At 50.9% G+C, this 19,797-nt stretch carries 10 protein-coding genes; 9 read left to right on the forward strand and 1 reads right to left on the reverse strand.

The features are described from left to right. The first annotated feature begins 6 nt into the window (after positions 1-6). Genes ACLHR0_RS22155 through ACLHR0_RS22195 form a run of 9 tightly spaced genes read left to right on the forward strand, consistent with a single transcriptional unit; the run spans position 7 to position 17,454 of the window. Positions 7-2,019 carry a RagB/SusD family nutrient uptake outer membrane protein gene (locus ACLHR0_RS22155; protein WP_436489573.1) on the forward strand — a complete coding sequence of 671 codons (2,013 nt, stop codon included), beginning with the start codon at positions 7-9 and terminating at the stop codon, positions 2,017-2,019. Positions 2,020-2,052: 33 nt separating this feature from the next. Beyond that, positions 2,053-3,669, forward strand: a complete 1,617-nt coding sequence (locus tag ACLHR0_RS22160; protein ID WP_436489575.1) for a polysaccharide lyase — start codon at positions 2,053-2,055, stop codon at positions 3,667-3,669. A 16-nt stretch (positions 3,670-3,685) separates the two neighbouring features. Beyond that, positions 3,686-5,140, forward strand: a complete 1,455-nt coding sequence (locus tag ACLHR0_RS22165; RefSeq protein WP_436489577.1) for a pectate lyase — start codon at positions 3,686-3,688, stop codon at positions 5,138-5,140. A gap of 32 nt (positions 5,141-5,172) precedes the next feature. Beyond that, positions 5,173-5,862 carry a DUF3826 domain-containing protein gene (locus tag ACLHR0_RS22170; protein WP_436489579.1) on the forward strand — a complete coding sequence of 230 codons (690 nt, stop codon included), beginning with the start codon at positions 5,173-5,175 and terminating at the stop codon, positions 5,860-5,862. Positions 5,863-5,889: 27 nt separating this feature from the next. Continuing rightward, complete coding sequence (locus tag ACLHR0_RS22175) at positions 5,890-9,012, forward strand: DUF6298 domain-containing protein (RefSeq protein WP_436489581.1); 3,123 nt, start codon at positions 5,890-5,892, stop codon at positions 9,010-9,012. A gap of 13 nt (positions 9,013-9,025) precedes the next feature. Further along, on the forward strand, positions 9,026-13,060 hold the full coding sequence (locus ACLHR0_RS22180; protein WP_436489583.1) for an apiosidase-like domain-containing protein: 4,035 nt from the start codon (positions 9,026-9,028) through the stop codon (positions 13,058-13,060). A gap of 24 nt (positions 13,061-13,084) precedes the next feature. Beyond that, a complete protein-coding gene (locus tag ACLHR0_RS22185; RefSeq protein ID WP_436489585.1) occupies positions 13,085-14,170 on the forward strand; it encodes a sialidase family protein in 1,086 nt (361 codons plus the stop codon). Between the two features lie 12 nt (positions 14,171-14,182). Next, entirely contained in the window at positions 14,183-15,073 is an 891-nt protein-coding gene (locus ACLHR0_RS22190) for a sugar phosphate isomerase/epimerase family protein (protein WP_436489586.1), read from the forward strand. 8 nt (positions 15,074-15,081) lie between these two features. Beyond that, complete coding sequence (locus ACLHR0_RS22195) at positions 15,082-17,454, forward strand: sugar-binding domain-containing protein (protein ID WP_436489589.1); 2,373 nt, start codon at positions 15,082-15,084, stop codon at positions 17,452-17,454. A 2-nt stretch (positions 17,455-17,456) separates the two neighbouring features. On the opposite strand, the gene ACLHR0_RS22200 is transcribed toward ACLHR0_RS22195, so the two are convergent. Then, a complete protein-coding gene (locus ACLHR0_RS22200) occupies positions 17,457-19,778 on the reverse strand; it encodes a DUF5703 domain-containing protein (protein ID WP_436489591.1) in 2,322 nt (773 codons plus the stop codon). Positions 19,779-19,797: the final 19 nt, after the last annotated feature.

Here is a 19,797-nt window from a genome sequence, read left to right on the forward strand (position 1 = left end):
AAAATCATGAAATATAGTAAAACATTAATCGCCACCGCCTTCGTGTTGTCGGCGCTGGCAGCCTGTAAAAAAGACTTCCTCGAAGAGAAGCGTGATCTGGGTGGTGTAAATGAACAGGTATTCCAGGATTCTACACTGGCCCAGGCTTATGTGGACTACATATACGGTATGTTCCTGCCTGCGGGGAATGCGCAGTCGCTCGCCTGGAACCTCGCTACCAACAACAACCAGTTTACGCAAACAACAGAGGAATTGCCAGGTGAAACCAACTGGAACAAATTATGGCCGGCTGTTTCTTACCTGAATGCGCACGCACTGCCTTATTTCGGCGTGCCGCTTGCGTCAGGCGTTAACAACAACACCTGGACCAGGATGAAGCAGATCAACCTGTTCCTCGACCAGGTAGATCAATACGGCCTGCCATTGTATACCCGGAACAAACTAAAGGGACAATTATATTTCTGGCGCGCCTGGCAGTACTTCGACCTTGTAAGACTTTATGGCGGCGTTCCGCTGGTGTTGCACGCGCAGGACCCCATTGTAGGTGCAGGAGAAAACCTCCAGATCCCCCGCAGCGCCACCTCGGCATGTATTGACCAGATCTCTGCAGATTTAGATTCTGCCATGGCCATGCTGCCGGGCAAATGGCCCTCCGGCGCCGATTGGGGAAGAATTACCAGTGGCGCAGCAGCAGCCATGAAGGGCCGTGTACTGCTTACCTGGGCAAGCCCGCAGTTTAACCGTAACAACGACAAGGCCCGTTGGAAAAAATCGTATGATGCCAATCTCGCTGCGAAGTTGTTACTGGAAGCCAACGGATTTGGCTTATACAAAACAGGCAACCTGCCCGATGGCACTGCCTGGGAAAACATGTTCCTGGCAGAAGCCAACAACCCCGAAGCCGTACTCGTGTTTGGATTTAATAACGTGATCTCCGACCAGGTGCAGAAATGGAACGGATGGGAAAATGCAGCCAGGCCCAAAGAGATATTTGGCGATGGTTCCCTGAGTCCTACCAAACAAATGCTGGACGCTTTCCCAATGAAAGATGGTAAAATGCCGGGACAATCCTCCTACACTTACGAGGCTAAAAAGTTTTATAAAAACAGGGATCCCCGTTTTTATAAAACATTCGCTTATAACGGAAGCATGTGGCCATTCAAGGAAAATTCAAAGTACAGGCTGTGGACTTACCGCTGGTTTGCCAATGCCTCGGCTGCAACACCGGCTTCCACCACGGAGCAGCGCGGCACTAACAGCAGCGGCGTGTATATCCGTAAAGCAACTACGGGTAACGCCAGCAATGCAGTGGGCAACTTTAAAACCAGCGGCACCGATTTTATAGAACTGCGCTTCGCAGAAGTAATCCTTAACCTGGCGGAAAGCGCCATCGGCATGGATAACATCGGCGAAGGACTGGATTATGTTAAAACGATCAGGGAAAGAGCAGGCGTGGAAAACCTCGATGGCGCCTATGGCTTAAGCGGTATCGCTGGCGCTGATCCGGCTTTTGCGGCTGTACTGAACGAAAGGAAAATTGAACTGGCCTACGAAGGAAAACGTTTCTGGGACCTGCGGCGCTGGTTGCTGTTTAATAATGATAATGGCACCTGTGCCCGTTTGGGCGTTCCGCCTTTAAATGGCACCCGCAGAACAGGCATTTTTATCTATGTAAAAAATACCGATGGTACAAAATATACCGGCGCCAACAACCAGGACCCGCTTTATACACCGCAACACGGCGGCAGCGGCAAAGTGCTGGCAGATCGTGAACCGGCCGCTTTCCCGCCGGGCATCAACAACCAGGATGAGTATGTAGATTACCTGTATGATAATTATTTTGAGGTGATAGAGAAAGATGACCTGGACCCGACTAAGAACGACTGGAAGTTTACCTGGTATAATCAATATTATTTCTTCGGATTAAATCAAACGATTCTTAACAATGCACCATACCTGGAACAAACCAAGGACTGGGATGGCTTTACAGGTCCGGGTTCTTTCGACCCGCTTAAATAAAGGAAATCAGCTTTAACAACAACCATAACAACAATGAAGAACAGAAAAGTATTTTTGCTGGCAGTAGCAGCAATTTGTGTATCGGTACAGGCGGCACAAGCCCAGTACCCCACCATACCAAAGCGCATACAGGACTCCAGCGAGGCAGCACTGAAAGAAGCGCAACGGCTCTCGGACGAAGCCTGGGCAAAAGCATTACCCATTATTCAAAAAGATGCGGTAAACGGTAAACCTTACATTCCCTGGGCTACCCGCCCTTATGATCTGCCGCAGGCAGATATTCCAGCCTTTCCCGGCGCTATGGGCGGTGGCGCTTATTCCTTTGGCGGCAGGGGAGGAAAAGTATACGTGGTAACCAGCCTGGAAGACCGTGGCCCCGGCACTTTACGGGATGCCTGTGAACAGGGAGGCGCACGTATCGTAGTGTTCAACGTAGCGGGTATTATCCGTCTGAAAAGTCCCCTTATTATACGGGCGCCTTACATCACCATCGCGGGGCAAACTGCGCCTGGCGACGGTGTATGTGTGGCCGGTGAATCTGTTTGGATCAACACGCATGATGTAGTGCTGCGCTACATGCGTTTCCGCCGCGGGGAAACCTACGTTGGCCGCAGAGACGACGCACTGGGCGGTAATCCTGTCGGCAATATCATCATCGACCATTGCTCTACCAGCTGGGGACTCGATGAAAATATTTCTATCTACCGTCACATGTACAATGCAGGAGACGGATCACAGGATCAGAAACTGGCGACCGTGAATGTAACCATCCAGAATACGATCTCCGCTGAAGCGCTGGATACCTATAACCATTCTTTTGGCAGCACATTGGGCGGGGAAAACGCCACCTTCATGCGCAACCTGTGGGCCTGCAATACCGGGCGCAATCCCTCCATCGGATGGAATGGCGTGTTTAACTTCGTGAATAACGTTGTCTTCAACTGGCGTCACCGTTCTGCAGATGGATCCGACTACCGCGGCATGTTCAACATGATCAATAACTATTATAAACCTGGCCCTATCACACCAAAAGATGAACCGGTAGGTCACCGTATCCTGAAACCTGAATCCGGCCGCAGTAAGCTCGGCTATCATGTATACGGCAGGGCTTATGTGCATGGCAATATCATGGAAGGCTACGATAAAGTAACAAAAGACAATTGGGACGGCGGCGTACAGGTGGAAGATGAAGCAAATGCAGGACCCTACCGCGACAGCATGCGGGTGAACAAACCTTTCCCGATGCCATCGTTCCCGATGATGTCTGCAAAGGAAGCATTTGACTATGTATTGAAAAATGCAGGCGCCACCCTTCCTAAACGCGATGCCGTGGATACCCGCATTGTAGAACAGGTGCGTACGGGCAAGATCCAGTATAAAACTAATTCCGCTACCGACGTGGGCAGCGAGTTCCTGAAACGCCGGCTCGATAAAGAATCCTATAAAGAAGGAATCATTTCGGATATCAGCCAGGTAGGCGGATACCCTGTGTATAAAGGCACACCGTATAAAGACAGTGATCAGGATGGTATGCCGGATGAGTGGGAGAAGAAGCACGGATTAAATCCCAATGACGCATCAGACGCATCCAGGCTGGCTAACAACGGCAACGGGTACACGAATATTGAACAGTTCCTGAATCACTCATAATTATAAAACCTCCTGAATGGGCCTTAAAGCACTTTCTTCCAGAACATACGTCTCTGCATTCTCCCTGCTGATGTTCATCACCTGTGCTAAAATACAGCACGGGTTTGATGAACACGGCGGAACAGAAAACACGGAAGCATTACCCGCTTTTCCGGGTGCGGAAGGCTATGGTAAATACGCCACCGGTGGGAGAGGCGGTAAAGTAGTGGAAGTTACCAATCTGAATGATGCAGGACCCGGCAGCTTCCGCCAGGCATTCCTGGAATATCCCGATGATCCCATCACCATTGTGTTTCGCGTGGGTGGCATCATTGAGCTGCATTCCGCCATTAAAGTACAGCGTTCCAACATTACCGTAGCGGGGCAAACAGCACCTGGAAACGGCATCTGCCTGAAAGGTCATTCGCTCATCATGAATGGTGCACGGGCTTTGAGCAAAGGAGGTAACCACGGCAATATTATTATCCGTTACCTGCGCTCCAGACCCGGTGCAACGCTGTCCACCGGCGTTTACGGCTTTGATATGGAAAACTGCCACAACGTGATCATTGACCATTGCTCTTTCAGTTGGGCCAATGAAGAATGCGCCGCGTTATACGATACAAAATATACCACGGTGCAATGGTGCATCGTGAGCGAAGGACTTTACAATGCCGGCCATGCAAAAGGCGTGCGCTCCTATGGCGGCGTATGGGGAGGGCAGTATGCGTCTTATCACCATAACCTTATCGCGCATCAGAACAGCCGCACCGTAAGGTTTAACGGCGCCCGTGCGCACGATACAACCGCACTGGTGGACTATCGCAATAATGTGATCTACAATTGGGGCAGTGCAGGCGCCTGTTATGGCGGGGAAGTGGAAATACCCGGAGGAAAGTCCACCGTAAACATCATCAATAATTATTACAAACCAGGTCCCGCTACTGCGGCCACCCGCAAATTTGTGGAGGCCAGTTATACCGCGGCTAAAGCGCTGGGCATCGGAAAATGGTATGTAGCCGGTAATATCATGGAAGGCAGTACCGGTATGACCGCGGATAACTGGCTGGGAACAGACCTCGCAAAGATCCCTGAAGCAAACAGGGGGGAAGCCCGGTCAGCGGCGCCTTTCCCGGTTACAGCCGTGTTGCCGCTGCAAAGTGCAAAGGACGCCTATAACGCGGTGCTCGCGAAGGCAGGCGCCACACGTCCCCAACGGGATGCAGTGGATGCGCGCATCGTAAAGGAAACACGCACTGCTACTGCCAGTGGCGCAGGTTCATCAGGGAAGCCCGGCATTATTGACCTGCCGGCTGCCGTGGGCGGCTGGCCTGCCTACACAGGTGCAGAGGCGCCGGCAGATACTGATCATGATGGCATGCCGGATGAATGGGAAAAGAAGAACGGCTCAGATCCGGGTAACCCGGACGACAGGAATGTCGTAAATAAAAAAGGATACACCAGGTTGGAAATGTATCTGAACAGCTTGTAAATAATACACGTGATATTTTAACTTGTGGAACCATGATCAATACTTTGGAGAATTTTATTAAGAAGAGATACCTGCTGTTGTTTGGAGTCCTTCTTTTTTGCCAGGTAGCTGTATTTGCGAGGCAGGCTAACACGCCCGACGACACAGCTTATATCCGCACCACCAATCAGCGGGCGGATAAAATTGTAGCCACCCTGGGCGTTGCTAATGCAGATAGCGCCCTGCTCGTACGGGACGTGATCGCGCAGCAATACCGTTATTTAAATGAAGTCCAGGCAAAGCACGACCAGGAAGTAAAGTTGGCTAAAGAACAATTTGCCAATGACAAACCGGCTTTAACGACACAACTGAAAGGAATAGAAGATGCCACTAACCAGCAACTGAATAAAGGGCATACGGGGTATTTGGAAAAGCTGTCGGCTTACCTGACCCCGCAACAGGTAAACCAGGTAAAGGACGGCATGACCTATGGCGTGCTGCCGCTTACCTACCGCGTGTATAATGATATGCTGCCCAATCTCACCACTGAGCAAAAAGCGCAGATCATGGCGTGGCTGGTGGAAGCGCGTGAGCATGCGATGGATGCGGGATCATCAGAGAAGAAACATCAATGGTTTGGTAAATACAAAGGAAGGATCAACAATTATCTTTCTGCTGCCGGCATCAATATGAAGCAGGCGGAAGAGGAATGGAAAAAAAGAAGTGCAGCTAAAGCTAAATAGTTGCGGCTGGCAGATCAAAACGACCGAATGAATAAGCGCCCGATAATTAGTTTTTGTTTAATAGCAATAAGCGCCGTTACTACCGTTTACGCGCAAAAGAAATCCAAACCGGTACCGCCGGTGGCACTGAATGCCACTGGCAAACTGGTATATAGCCCCGATGCACAGGGCAACCGGATACCGGATTTTTCTTATTGCGGTTATATGGCAGGAGAGCAGCCCATTCCCGATGTTCCGGTTCGTATAGTAGTGCCTGTTATAACTGGAGATGCCACTGCGGCTATACAAAATGCGTTGGATGAAGTGGCCGTGTTGCCGCCGGATAACCGCGGCATACGCGGCGCTGTGCAACTGCAGAAGGGCAACTACCACCTTTCGGGTGGCCTTGTAATTCGTGCATCCGGCGTAGTGCTGCGTGGCAGCGGTATGGGTAATGATGGCACCGTGTTAACAGGAGAGGGCCGCGACCGGCAAACGCTGATCCGTATTGCGGGACAGCCCGGCCGGGTAACGGAAGCGCCGGTTAAAATTACGGATGCCTATGTGCCGGTAAATGCCCGTACTGTACAGGTAGCATCGGTACAAGGCTTCAAAGCCGGCGATAAGGTGCTGGTACAACGGCCGTCCACACGGGAATGGATAAACGAACTTGGCATGGAACACCAGGGCGGCGGCATTACTACGCTGGGCTGGAAACTGGGGCAGCGTGATATTGCCTGGGACCGGACGATTGTTGGTATAAACGGCAAGGCTATTACCCTGGATGCGCCGCTCACTACTGCATTGGATACCGCCTATGGAGGCGGTACCGTGGCAGCATATCAGTGGCCCGGCCGCATCAGCCAGACCGGTGTGGAACACCTGCGTTGCCGCTCCGCATACGACACCCTTTACCCCAAAGATGAAGCCCACCGGTGGATGGCGATCACGCTGGAGAATGTCTGTGATGCATGGGTGCGGCAGGTAACCTTTGAGCATTTCGCCGGTTCGGCAGTGGCCGTGCTGGAAACAGGCAAACGCATTACCGTGGAAGATTGTAAATCACTGGCGCCGGTATCTGAAATAGGCGGGCAACGCCGCTATACTTTTTTTACTTCCGGTCAGCAAACGCTTTTCCAGCGCAACTACGCGGAGTATGGTTACCATGATTTCGCGGTTGGCTTTTGCGCGCCAGGGCCTAATGCCTTCGTGCAATGCGAAGCGCACCTGCCTTTCAGTTTCAGCGGCACGATCGATAGCTGGGCTTCCGGTGTGCTCTTCGATATCGTGAACATCGACGGGCAGGCCATCCGCTTTGGCAACCTCGGACAGGATGCACAGGGCGCCGGCTGGAGCGCTGCCAACAGCGTATTATGGCAATGCAGCGCCGCCCGGATAGATTGTTACCGCCCGCCAACAGCCAGTAATTGGGCCTTTGGCTCCTGGGCACAGTTTGCTGGCGACGGCTATTGGGAGTCATCCAATGAACATATCACCCCACGAAGTTTATACTATGCACAACTGGCAGAACGGATAGGCGCCGATGTGTTAAAACGGGCGCAGCTGCTGCCAGTGGAATCCGAAGCCTCCAGCAGCCCGGCAGCAGAACAGGCGGCGGAACTCACTGCACGCGCTGTACAACCCGCGGTGGTACTATCAGACTGGATAGATCAATCTGCCGTACGGAATCCTATTCCTGTAAAAATCACCGGCGTTAAAACAGCCAACGGTACCGGTTATACGAAACCGGCTTCTCCTGCACCACCCATGCACATCGCAAACGGCTGGCTGGTGCGCGGCAACAGGCTATTGACCGGCAGGCACTACGAAGTACCCTGGTGGCGTGGCAACACACGGCCCGATGGTATCCGGGAAGCCATGCCGGCGATCACCCGGTTTGTTCCCGGCCGCACCGGTAAAGGATTAACTGACGACCTGCAGGAAGTAGCCGCATGGATGACAAACGAACACTTTGTATCGCTGGAGCATAACTATGGTCTCTGGTACGATCGCCGCCGCGACGATCATGAACGCATCCGCCGTATGGATGGCGAAGTATGGGCTCCTTTCTATGAACTTCCTTTCGCGCGCAGCGGACAGGGAAGCGCATGGGATGGACTAAGCCGCTATGATCTCACCAGGTATAACGACTGGTATTGGAGCCGCCTTAAACAATTTGCAGACCTGGCAGATGAAAAAGGACTGGTACTCGTTCACCAGCAGTATTTTCAGCACAACATCATTGAAGCCGGTGCACACTGGGCGGATTTTCCCTGGCGCACCGCTAACAATATCAATCATACCGGCTTCCCGGAACCACCGCCCTATGCGGGCGACAAGCGCATTTTTATGGCGGCGCAATTCTATGATATTACAGATCCTGTACGCCGCAAACTGCACACCGCTTATATCCGCAAGTGCCTCGACAACTTCGCGGATAACAATGGTGTGATCCATTTGATAGGAGCGGAGTTTACCGGTCCGGTTACCTTTGTAGAGTTCTGGATAGATACCATCCTGGAGTGGGAAAAAGAAACAGGTAAAAAAGTACTTATTGGCCTGAGCACCACCAAAGATGTACAGGACGCTATATTAGCCGATCCGGTGCGCTCAGCTGCTATAACGGTGATAGATATACGCCAGTGGCATTATCAGCCGGATGGCAGTTTGTACGCACCCAAGGGCGGACAGAACCTGGCGCCCCGTCAACATGCCCGCCTGCTGAAACCAAAGAAAAGCAGCTTCGAACAGGTTTACAGGGCGGTGCATGAATGCCGCGAACGCTATGCCGGCAAAGCTGTGGTGTATGCAGGCAGCGCATATGAGGAGCAGTCGTGGGCCGCTTTCATGGCTGGCGGCTCCCTCGCGGGCATTCCCGCCATAGCCGCTGGTGGCTTTCTGGAAGCCGCAGCCACTATGCAACCCATAGTACTCCCCGGTTCCCCGCAGGGACAATGGGCGCTGGGTAATAACGGCAATGCCTATATTATTTATACCAATAACAATGCTCCGGTACAGCTTGATCTGAGCAAAGCCGGTGCGTGCAGTGTTTATTGGATTAGTCCAACAGACGGACATCTGCTTAAAAAAGAAAAACAGAAAGGTGGTAAACAGGTCAGCCTCGCCAGCCCGCAACCGGGACCGGTTGTAATCTGGATCGATCGTAAATAAATAAACAAACTGGATGCATAAGATCGCTATTATATTTTTTATTACGTTGCTCTCGGTTACCAATGCCATACATGCACAAACAGGTCGCATTACCAAACTGGGCATCTCTTCCAACGGCAGGTATTTTACCACCGGTGGGAATGCGCCCTTCTTCTGGCTGGGCGATACCGGTTGGTTATTGTTTAATAAATTAACCAGGGAAGAGGCGGAAAAATACCTGGAAGACCGCCGTAAGAAAGGATTCAATGTCATACAGGTAATGGTGGTACATAATCTTGAGCAGGTAAATGCTTATGGTGATTCCGCTTTGATCAATAAAAATATAGCCACCCCGCATACCACAACAGGCAACGCTTTCACAGATACTGCACAGTATGATTACTGGGATCATGTGGACTATATCGTTGGTAAAGCAGCGGAGAAGGGCTTGTATATGGCGCTGGTGCCGGTTTGGGGCTCCAATGTAAAAGCCGGACAGGTAAGCGACCAACAGGCACGCATATACGCTGCGTGGCTGGCAGCCAGGTACAAAAACAAACCCAACATCATCTGGTTGAATGGCGGAGATATTAAAGGCAGCGATGGCATGGAGGTATGGAATGCTATCGGCGCCACGCTCCACGCACAGGATCCCGGTCATCTGCTCACCTTTCATCCGCGTGGCCGCACACAATCATCCCGCTGGTTTCACCAGGCTTCCTGGCTGCAGTTCAATATGTTCCAGTCGGGGCATCGCCGTTATGATCAGGACACCAGCGCAGGCGACCTCCACTACGGGGAAGATAACTGGAAATACATTGAAGCCGACTACCGCCAAACACCCGCCAAACCTACGCTTGATGGCGAGCCATCATATGAAGGGATTCCACAGGGATTACATGATTCCCTCGAAGCAAGATGGAACGACAAGGATGTACGGCGCTATGGATACTGGTCGGTGTTTGCCGGCGCAGCAGGTTATACCTACGGTGATAATGCCGTGATGCAGATGCATGCTTCCAAGGATAAAAAAGGAAGCTACGGCGTAACAGATGTTTGGTCCGATGCGATCAATGCACCCGGCGCACAGCAAATGGTACATCTGAAAAATTTATTGTTGTCAAGGCCTTACTTTGAACGGGTGCCCGATCCATCACTCATAGCAGGCGACGCCGGTGATAAGTATAACCGCGTGATGGCTACCCGCGGAAAACAATATGCTTTCATTTATACTTATAACGGCCGCAACTTCCGGGTGAACATGGGCAAAATTGCCGGCGACACCGTGAAGGCGTCCTGGTATGATCCCCGCAACGGCCAGGTAACACTTATTGGCAAATTCCCCAACAAAGGCATCGCCAGCTTTGATCCGCCAGGCACACAACAGGATGGTAACGACTGGGTATTAATACTGGACACGTATGTTCCCGGAAAAAAAGTATACCTGTTCACTTCTTTCCGGGAACCGGCTACCGATGGATTACGTTTGCTATACAGCTATGATGGCTATCACTGGATGAGCCTGGGCCGCTCTTTCCTGCAACCGCAAGTGGGAGAAAAAAAGCTGATGCGCGATCCTTCTATAGTGCAGGGGCCGGATGGTACTTTTCATCTCGTATGGACCAGCGGCTGGAAAAATGAAAAAGGTTTTGGTTACGCCAGTTCGAAAGACCTGGTACACTGGTCGGAGCAACGCGCTATTGATGTGATGACACACGAACCCACTACCGTGAATGTTTGGGCGCCCGAACTGTTTTATGACAAAGAGCAGCAACAATTCGTTATTATCTGGGCATCTACGATCCCGCATCGTTTTCCCCGCGGGCAGGAAGACGAAGATAATAACCACCGTATGTACTATACCGCCACAAAAGATTTCAAAACATTTTCTCCCGCAAAATTATTTCTCGATCCTGGGTTTAGCGTGATTGATGCCACCATTGTTCAGCAGGCCGCAGGTAAATATGCGCTGGTGCTAAAAGATAATACCCGTCCCGAAAGGAACCTGAAGATGGCGTTCAGTAAGCATCCCACGGGTCCTTATACCAATGTCTCTGCCCCGTTTACGTCTTCTTTTACGGAGGGGCCTGCTACGGTAAAAGTGGGCAGCGAATGGCTCATTTATTTTGATGCTTATGGAGAGAAATATTACGGCGCAGTAAAGACAAAGGATTTTAAAACATTCACCGATATATCAGACCAGGTGCAGGTGCCGGAAGGGCATAAGCATGGTTCTATCTTCCAGGTAACAGAAAATATACTGGATGTTTTACAGCAACCCGCCGCCGATACCGTAAGATATACCGGGCAAACCCGCGTTAATGTCGATTACCATCACGGGCAGCTAAGTCCCGCTATGGGAGTGCATAACATTCAGGTGTTGCGGGCCAATCGCGAACATCCTGAAAAGGCCGAAGGTACCGGTTATACTTATAACCACGCACCAATGCTGGCTTACCGGAACCACACTTTTTACCTGGAATACCTGAGTGATGAGGTCAGCGAAAGTGTGGCGCCCGGGCAAACACTACTTGCCACCTCCAAAGATGGTTACAATTGGTCAAAGCCGGCCATCCTCTTTCCTCTCTATAAAATACCGGATGGCACTACCAAGCAAGGCTATCCCGGTGTGGCGCATAACCTGTATGCGGTAATGCATCAGCGCATGGGTTTTTATACATCAAAAAAAGGACGGCTGCTGGCGTTGGCTTTTTATGGTATCTGCCTTGATGAAGACGACCGGCCCAATGATGGACAAGGCATTGGCCGCGTAGTGCGTGAAATACTCCCTGATGGCAGCTTTGGTCCCATTTACTTCATCCGCTATAACGCTGCCTGGAATGAAAAGAATACGTCTTACCCACACTACAGTGCCAGTCCCGATAAGGACTTTGTAGCCGCGTGCAACGAACTGCTGGCGGATCCGCTGGTAACGCAGCAATGGAATGAAGAAGCAGACAGGAATGATCCGCTGATACCGCTTAAAAAACAATACAAAGCCCTCAGCTATTATCATTTGCCCGATGGCAGGGTAGTAGGGCTATGGAAAAATGCACTCACCGCTATCAGCAACGATGGTGGTAAAACCTGGCCTGAATCGGCTGTAAGGGCGCCGGGCTTTGTAAACGCCAATGCTAAAATATGGGGGCAGCGTACTGCAGATGGCCGCTATGCCACCGTATATAACCCTTCCGAATACCGCTGGCCACTGGCTATTTCTGTAAGTAATAACGGTCTCGATTACACGAATATGTTGCTGGTGCAGGGCGAAATATCTCCCCTGCGCTATAAGGGATATTTTAAGGATTATGGTCCGCAGTATGTGCGCGGCATCACAGAAAATAACGGTACGCCTCCCGGCGGTAATATGTGGATCACGTACAGTATGAATAAGGAAGATATCTGGGTGGCACGCATCCCGGTACCTGTAACCGATAAAGCAACCGCACCTGTAAATGATGTGTTTAAGCAGATGTTGCCGGACACAGCATTGCAGCAATGGAACATCTACAGCCCTGCCTGGGCGCCGGTAAAAATGGAGCAATCCGCAAACGGCCCGGTGTTGGCATTGAAAGACGGCGATCCATACGATTATGCAAAAGCAGAACGCTTGTTTCCCGAAACGCAGCGGGTAGTGGTGGAGTTTTCCATTACCCCTGCACAAAATAATAGAGGACTCCTGCATGCGGAATTGCAGGATACCAAAGGGAATCCCTGCGTACGGCTCATGTTTGAGGCGGACAGTACATTAAAGGCAAAGGCCGGCGCCAAATTTAAAAACATTCTGAAGTACCAGGCCGGCGCTACTTATAATATCCGCATTACCCTGAACACTGCCACCCGTTTTTATACCGTTAATATAAATGGGAAGGATGTATTGACGCAACTCACTTTTGCGCCGGTGCAAAGTGTGGCGCGTATGGTATTCCGCACGGGTATGCCACGGCATACGCCGGATGCAGATACCCCGGCAGAACAAACTTTTGATCTGCCACACGGAGGAGAACCGGAGCAGCCGGCGATATTTTATATCGGGTCATTAAAAACAACAGATCCCAATCACAGCTAAACTATTCTGTCGAAAACAACGCTTATGACTATACGTATTTTTTGTACAACGATTTTATTGTTCGCTGGTTTACTGACACAAGGTCAGGCTGGAAATTATCGCGCCGGCATTGTCACCGACGAATTTATATTTGAAAAAGCAGCATTTCCTTCATGTCATGCTTCTACCATCGCGGAAACGAAGCAGGGCCTCGTAGCTGCCTGGTTTGGAGGCACAAAGGAAGGACATCCGGATGTGGGCATATGGGTAAGCCGTAAAAAGCAGAGCGGTGAATGGACTGTGCCCGTGGAAGTAGCCAATGGCATACAGCCAAACGGTACCCGCTTTCCCTGCTGGAACCCGGTATTGTACCAGGTACCCGGCGGCGATTTACTACTGTTCTACAAAATAGGTCCTAAAATATCCGGATGGAAAGGATGGCTGATTACCTCCAAAGATGGCGGCGCTACCTGGTCCGCGCCGGAAGCCTTGCCGGATGGTTATCTGGGACCGATAAAGAATAAACCGGTACTGTTAAGCAATGGTACATTGCTTTGTCCGTCCAGCACAGAAGGAGACCGCTGGAGAGTACATGTTGAATCAACAAAAGACAATGGTAAAACCTGGGAGAAAACGGCGCCCGTGGATGGTGGTGACACTTACAATGCCATACAACCCAGCATATTGTTTTATCCGGGTGGAAAGCTCCAGGCGCTTTGCAGAAGTAAGAACCGGGCCATACTGGAGTCCTGGTCAACGGATAACGGCCGCACCTGGTCGCCTTTAGCACCTATTGCACTGCCCAACAACAATTCAGGAACAGATGCAGTAACCCTGCCTGATGGCCGGCAGGTACTTGTTTACAACCACGTACTGCCACCGGACGGATTGGCCAAAGGTCCACGCACGCCGTTGAATGTAGCAGTATCAGAAGATGGCAAAAACTGGAGCGCAGCATTGGTGCTGGAAAACTCACCCATCAGCCAGTATTCATACCCGGCGGTGATTTATGGCGCGGATGGATTTATCCATATCGTTTACACCTGGAGACGGGAGCGGATCAAATATGTGAAAGTCGATCCGAAGCAACTACAATTGAAAGCAATTAAAAACGGGCAATGGCCTGAGTAACCTGTAACTACTATGAACCGTCGTCATTTTTTAATCAATACAACCGCCGCTATTACTGCGGGACTGCTGTACCGCAAGGTATCGTTCGCCGCAGCGCCGGCAGCGCAACGTTATAAGATTGCTGTTTGCGACTGGATGATCCTGAAGCGGCAGAAGCTGGGCGCATTCCAGTTAACGAAAGACATTGGCGCTGATGGGCTGGAGCTGGACATGGGAGGTTTGGGCACCCGTGAAACGTTTGACAACAAACTAACAGATCCCGCGATCGCCAAACAATTTATAGCAGAAGCGCGCAGGCTTAACCTGGAGATCAGTTCTATTGCCATGTCGGGGTTTTATGCGCAGTCGTTTGCAGAACGGCCTGGTGTAGACCGCATGGTACAGGATTGTATCAATACCATGCAGCAGTTGCAGGTGAAAGTAGCGTTCCTGCCGCTGGGCGTACAAGGCGACCTGGTACAACATCCGGAACTGCGCCCCGCTATTGTTAAACGGTTGAAGGCTGCGGCTGCACAGGCAGAAAAGGCAGGCGTGGTCATTGGCATAGAAACCGCGCTGGATGCTGCCGGAGAAGTGCAGTTGCTGAAAGATATTGGTTCTCCTGCTATCCAAAGCTATTTCAATTTTGCCAACGCCCTGGAAGCAGGCCGCGACCTGCAAAAGGAATTGCGCATACTTGGGAAAGACCGCATCTGCCAGATTCATTGTACCGATAAAGATGGCGTATGGTTGCAGGACAACCCGCGTATTCATCTCCCCAAAGTAAAACAAACACTGGATGAGATGGGCTGGCGTGGATGGCTGGTGATAGAACGCTCGCGTAATGCACAGGACCCGCGTAACGTAAAATGGAACTTTGGCGCTAACGCCGCGTATTTAAAATCGGTTTTTCAACAAGTGTGATCGGCGTCATGAAAAAAATAGTAACTACTTTATTGCTGCTCGCCACTATTGGCGCCCATGCACAGGAAACACAGCTTTTTGATAACGACTGGCGCTTCCATCGTGGTGGCGCGCAAGGCGCTGATAAAGCAGCTTTTGATGATACGCAATGGCGCATCGTGGATCTGCCGCACGACTGGAGTATAGAAGATCTTCCCGGCACTGCGTCACCTTTTAACCGTGATGCGGTGAGCCAGGCAAGCGGCGGGTTTACCACCGGCGGTACCGGCTGGTATCGCAAAACATTTACGCTGCCTGTAACCCAGAAAGGGAAACGGATACAGGTACAGTTCGATGGTATTTATATGAACGCAGAAGTGTGGATCAATGGTAAACGGTTGGGTAAGCACCCTTACGGCTATACGTCGTTTTATTACGATGTCACTGACCGCGTAAAATTCGGTGAACAAAATGTACTGGCCGTAAAGGTCAGGAATGAAGGGGAAAACAGCCGTTGGTACGCTGGCTCAGGCATTTACCGCCATGTATGGTTAAAGGTGATGGACCCCGTACACGTAGCGCAATGGGGCACTTATATTACTACGCCGGAAGTAAATGCCGCTGCCGCAAAAGTACATGTACAAACTAAAGTGATGAATGAAACCAGCAGCACTGCTGCGGTGAAAGTAATCACCCACCTTATGGATGCAAATGGGAAGGAAGTAGTTACGGCGACGGATACACGTGAATTAACACCGGGCGCGGTTGCCACGTGGGAACAGGATCTCGCCGTACGCAAACCGGCGTTATGGTCGGTGCAATCGCCGGTGCTATATACCGCGGTAACGGAGGTTTACCGCCAGCAACAATTAACGGACCGTACTGTCACGCCTTTTGGTATCCGCAGTATTACCATTGACGCCGTGAATGGTTTCCGTTTAAACGGGCAACCGCTGAAACTAAAGGGCGGCTGCGTGCATCACGATAACGGCCCGCTCGGGGCAAAAGCCTACGACCGTGCAGAAGAACGCAAGGTAGAACTGCTTAAAGCCAGCGGTTATAATGCGGTAAGATGCGCGCACAATCCGCCTTCTCCTGCTTTCCTTGATGCCTGCGACCGGCTCGGTATGCTGGTGATCGATGAAGCATTTGATACCTGGGAAGATGGAAAGAATCCTGACGACTATCACCTGTATTTTAAAGACTGGTGGAAGAAGGATGTAGAAAGTATGGTATACCGCGACCGGAATCATCCTGCCATCATCATGTGGAGCACCGGCAATGAAATCCCTAACCGCGAAAAGCCGGAAGTAGTGGAGGTGGCAAAGGCGCTCAGTAGTTTTATACGCACATTGGATACAACCCGGTTCGTGACCTGTGGTGTAAACGGCGTCACGGAAGATAAAGATGCTTTCCTCGCAACACTCGATGTGGCAGGTTACAACTATGCAAGAGATAAGTATCAAACGGATCACCAGCGGCTGCCGCAACGGGTGATGTTTGCAACGGAGTCTTTGCCGCTGGAAGCTTTTGACTATTGGATGGGCGTGGCAGATCATCCCTGGGTGATAGGTGATTTTGTATGGACCGCTTTCGATTACATCGGCGAAGCCAGTATTGGCTGGTTAGGATATTGGCAGGAGCAGGGCTTCTATCCCTGGAACCTTGCGTATTGCGGCGATATTGATGTTTGTGGTTGGAAGCGCCCGCAGTCGTATTACCGCGATGTATTATGGAAAGAAGGACAGGTGTCTGTTTTTGTAAAACCACCGCAGCCGTCGTTTGCCACTAATCCGCATAAGGTGGACTGGAGCCGCTGGGAATGGCATGATGTATTAGCTAGCTGGAATTGGGAGAACACCGCACAACCATTGGAAGTGGAAGTATATTCCTCCTGCGAACAGGTGGAGCTGTCGCTCAATGGCCGGTCGCTGGGAAAAAAAGCAACCAACCGTTCCAATAAATTCACAGCCACCTGGCAGGTGCCTTACCAGGCCGGCACACTGAAAGCAACGGGTTATAATGGCCGTAAAGCAGTAAGCAATGCAGTATTGCAAACAGCCGGTGAACCGGCAAAGATTAATATGGTAGCCGATCGTATGGCTATCCGGGCAAACGGGCAGGACTTAAGTTACATCACCGTGGAATTGCAGGATGCAAATGGTGTTCGTCATACTAAAGCAGACAACCAGGTACACTTTGATGTGGAAGGCCCTGGAACTATTGTGGGCGTTGGCAATGCGAACCCGCTCAGTAAGGAGAGTTACCAGTTGCCACAGCGTAATGCCTGGCAGGGGAGATGCCTGGTGATTGTGAAATCTTCCGGGCAGGCGGGAAATATTGTTGTAAAGGCATCAGCATCCGGATTGCAAAGCAGCCAGGTAAGCATTGCAGTGAGATGATGTTATCGCAGCATTACCTGGACATCTTTTTTTCTTTCTTCAGGAAATACTTTCAGGGACAACAGCTTACCATTTTTTAAAACGCCTTCTACCGTTGTGTTGTAAGGTGCATGCAGTTTAAAATGAACGTCCCATGCAGCCGGCCATGCCGGGAAAAGATAAAGGTGTTTACCGTCGTTTTGCAGCAGCATTTCCTGCAATCCGATCATGCCTGATCCACCCTGGTTATGATCCGGTGTCCAGTCGAAACCCGGCCCCCAGAAAGCCGGGAAGCGCGTGCTGGCATTCTTCAGTTTTTCGATAGTATAATAGGCGGCGCTGTCGGTAAGGCCGAGCCGGGCGCAGAAAATATTGTCCTGCTTCCAGCCAACGGCGCTGCGGTGTTTAACCGCGGTAGTATCATACAACCAGGTATTAATTGCCGTATCCAGTCCTGGTTTTCCGATGCCATATATGCCATAGGGAAATACCGGGTATAGCTGCGGCGTTTCCTGGTTGTTGATCCGCTCCCAGGATTGGGCCGGCGCAATGGTCGTGTAGCCATTCACGTTACGATAGGAGAGTAAGGGGATACGTTGCCGGAACAACTGCAGTTGTGTACGCGTGCTGTCGGAAAGATATTTGCCTGGTAGCTCCAGCATCCTGCTGGTAACGGTACTTAGCCCGGAGATGGTGGTGGCCGAATTATAGGTCATCTTGTACGTTTCTGCTGCCGAGCCGGGATATAACACCAGGTGGCCGTTTCCATCCAGTGCTTTGGAGCCGCGTAACCTTGCGAGGTATTGATAATGTTCATCAAAAAAAGTAAGACAACTTTCTATAAGCGGTATATACCGTGAAATATCTTTCCCGCTGAAGCGCTCCATGTCCAATATCATCAGGCAAAATTCAAGTACGGTATCCCACTCATATTCCAGCCAGTTGTTGTACTCTACGCCTTTATCAAACCAGGAGGGCCGTTTCCATCCATATTCACTGGCAGCAGGCAAACCAAAATATTCCATTTGTTCGGTGAAGCAGGCGCCGTTATGTCCCCAGTAAAACTGGCTCCTGGTGGTGGCATTTTTCAGCGCACGCAAATAGAAATCAAATTGCGCAGTCATCATATCAAAGTCGCCGCTTTTGAGCATGGGCCAGTATAACAGGCGCTGGTTCTGCGCGGTAAAGGTGCCGCCTCCCCAGTTGCGGTGATCCGGTGTAAAAGGAAATTTTTCATTTACAAATACCGGGTCATACGTAAAAAGCCCGCCATTGAATTTCGTAGGATAAGCGCCATATGCATTACAGCCAAGCATGTAGCGGAACAACTGGTAGTTCCGGCCCGCCTGCCATACGGCATTGGCAGTATCACCGCCCATAAAAATATAGCTCCTGTTCCAGTATTGCTGCCACCATGCGGTGGTTTGCTGAAAGGTGGTTTTTTCTGCTACGCTGGCTATCCGCAGTTGTTCCTGCAGTCCTTTGTACCATGCTTCCTGCGTGGATGTTTGCGCTGTATGCAGCAGCACATTGATGTGATGCGACTTTGAAGGACGGATGCTTTGCAGCTGCCAGGAGGTGTACGCGGTGTTTATATATCGCCCGGTATCTGTACCGGCGGGCTGCATATCACTGCCCCAGACGAAACCACCAAACGTAAGTCCCTGTTGGGGATTCCATAGTTGTGCCTTTACGGAGTCCAATCCCTGTTGTTGTACCGTGAAATCAAATATCAGCGCATCATTCCGGTTGCGGTGATAAAACAACACCTTCCTGTCATCAAAAGTAACTTCATCATGATAAGCCGTAACGGCTACCGGTGCGCCTTTATAACCGGAGCATGCCAGCAGCTCCATTTTTGACATTACACGGTCGCCCGTTCTCCAGTTTTCATAGTGCACGGTGGCCGTTACCGGCTGACGGGTGTTCACGTCCACATGCACTACCGGGTGATGCACATCTACCCATACCCGGATCTGCGCCTGCTGCTTTCCTTTACTGCCGGTAATAGCTATGTAGCCTTCCCGCAGATGCAATGTTTGCCGGAATTGTGTACCTGCTTCAAAAGGATTGGGCATTAATTTTATTCTTAGCCTGCCCTGCTTCAAAAAGGTACTGTTTTCATCAAAGGTGCCGCTGCGCGACAGGTAACATAACAATTCCCCGTTTTCCATCCATACATTCAGTCCTATGTCGCCGCCGCCACAAGGCATGGATTCCGCCGCATTCCGGCTCTGGCTGTTCCAGGTAATATTGTGGTTGTCCAGTTCCGGGAGCTGGGCAAAAGAAGGAGAGGTGTGAAGAATAGCGGCTGTGATAATAATATATCGGAAAATAGTTTTCATACAGATAGTGAGAAGATAA

It is taken from the genome of Chitinophaga sp. ARDCPP14 (genome assembly GCF_051362515.1).
In the GTDB taxonomy this organism is placed as follows: Bacteria; Bacteroidota; Bacteroidia; order Chitinophagales; family Chitinophagaceae; genus Chitinophaga.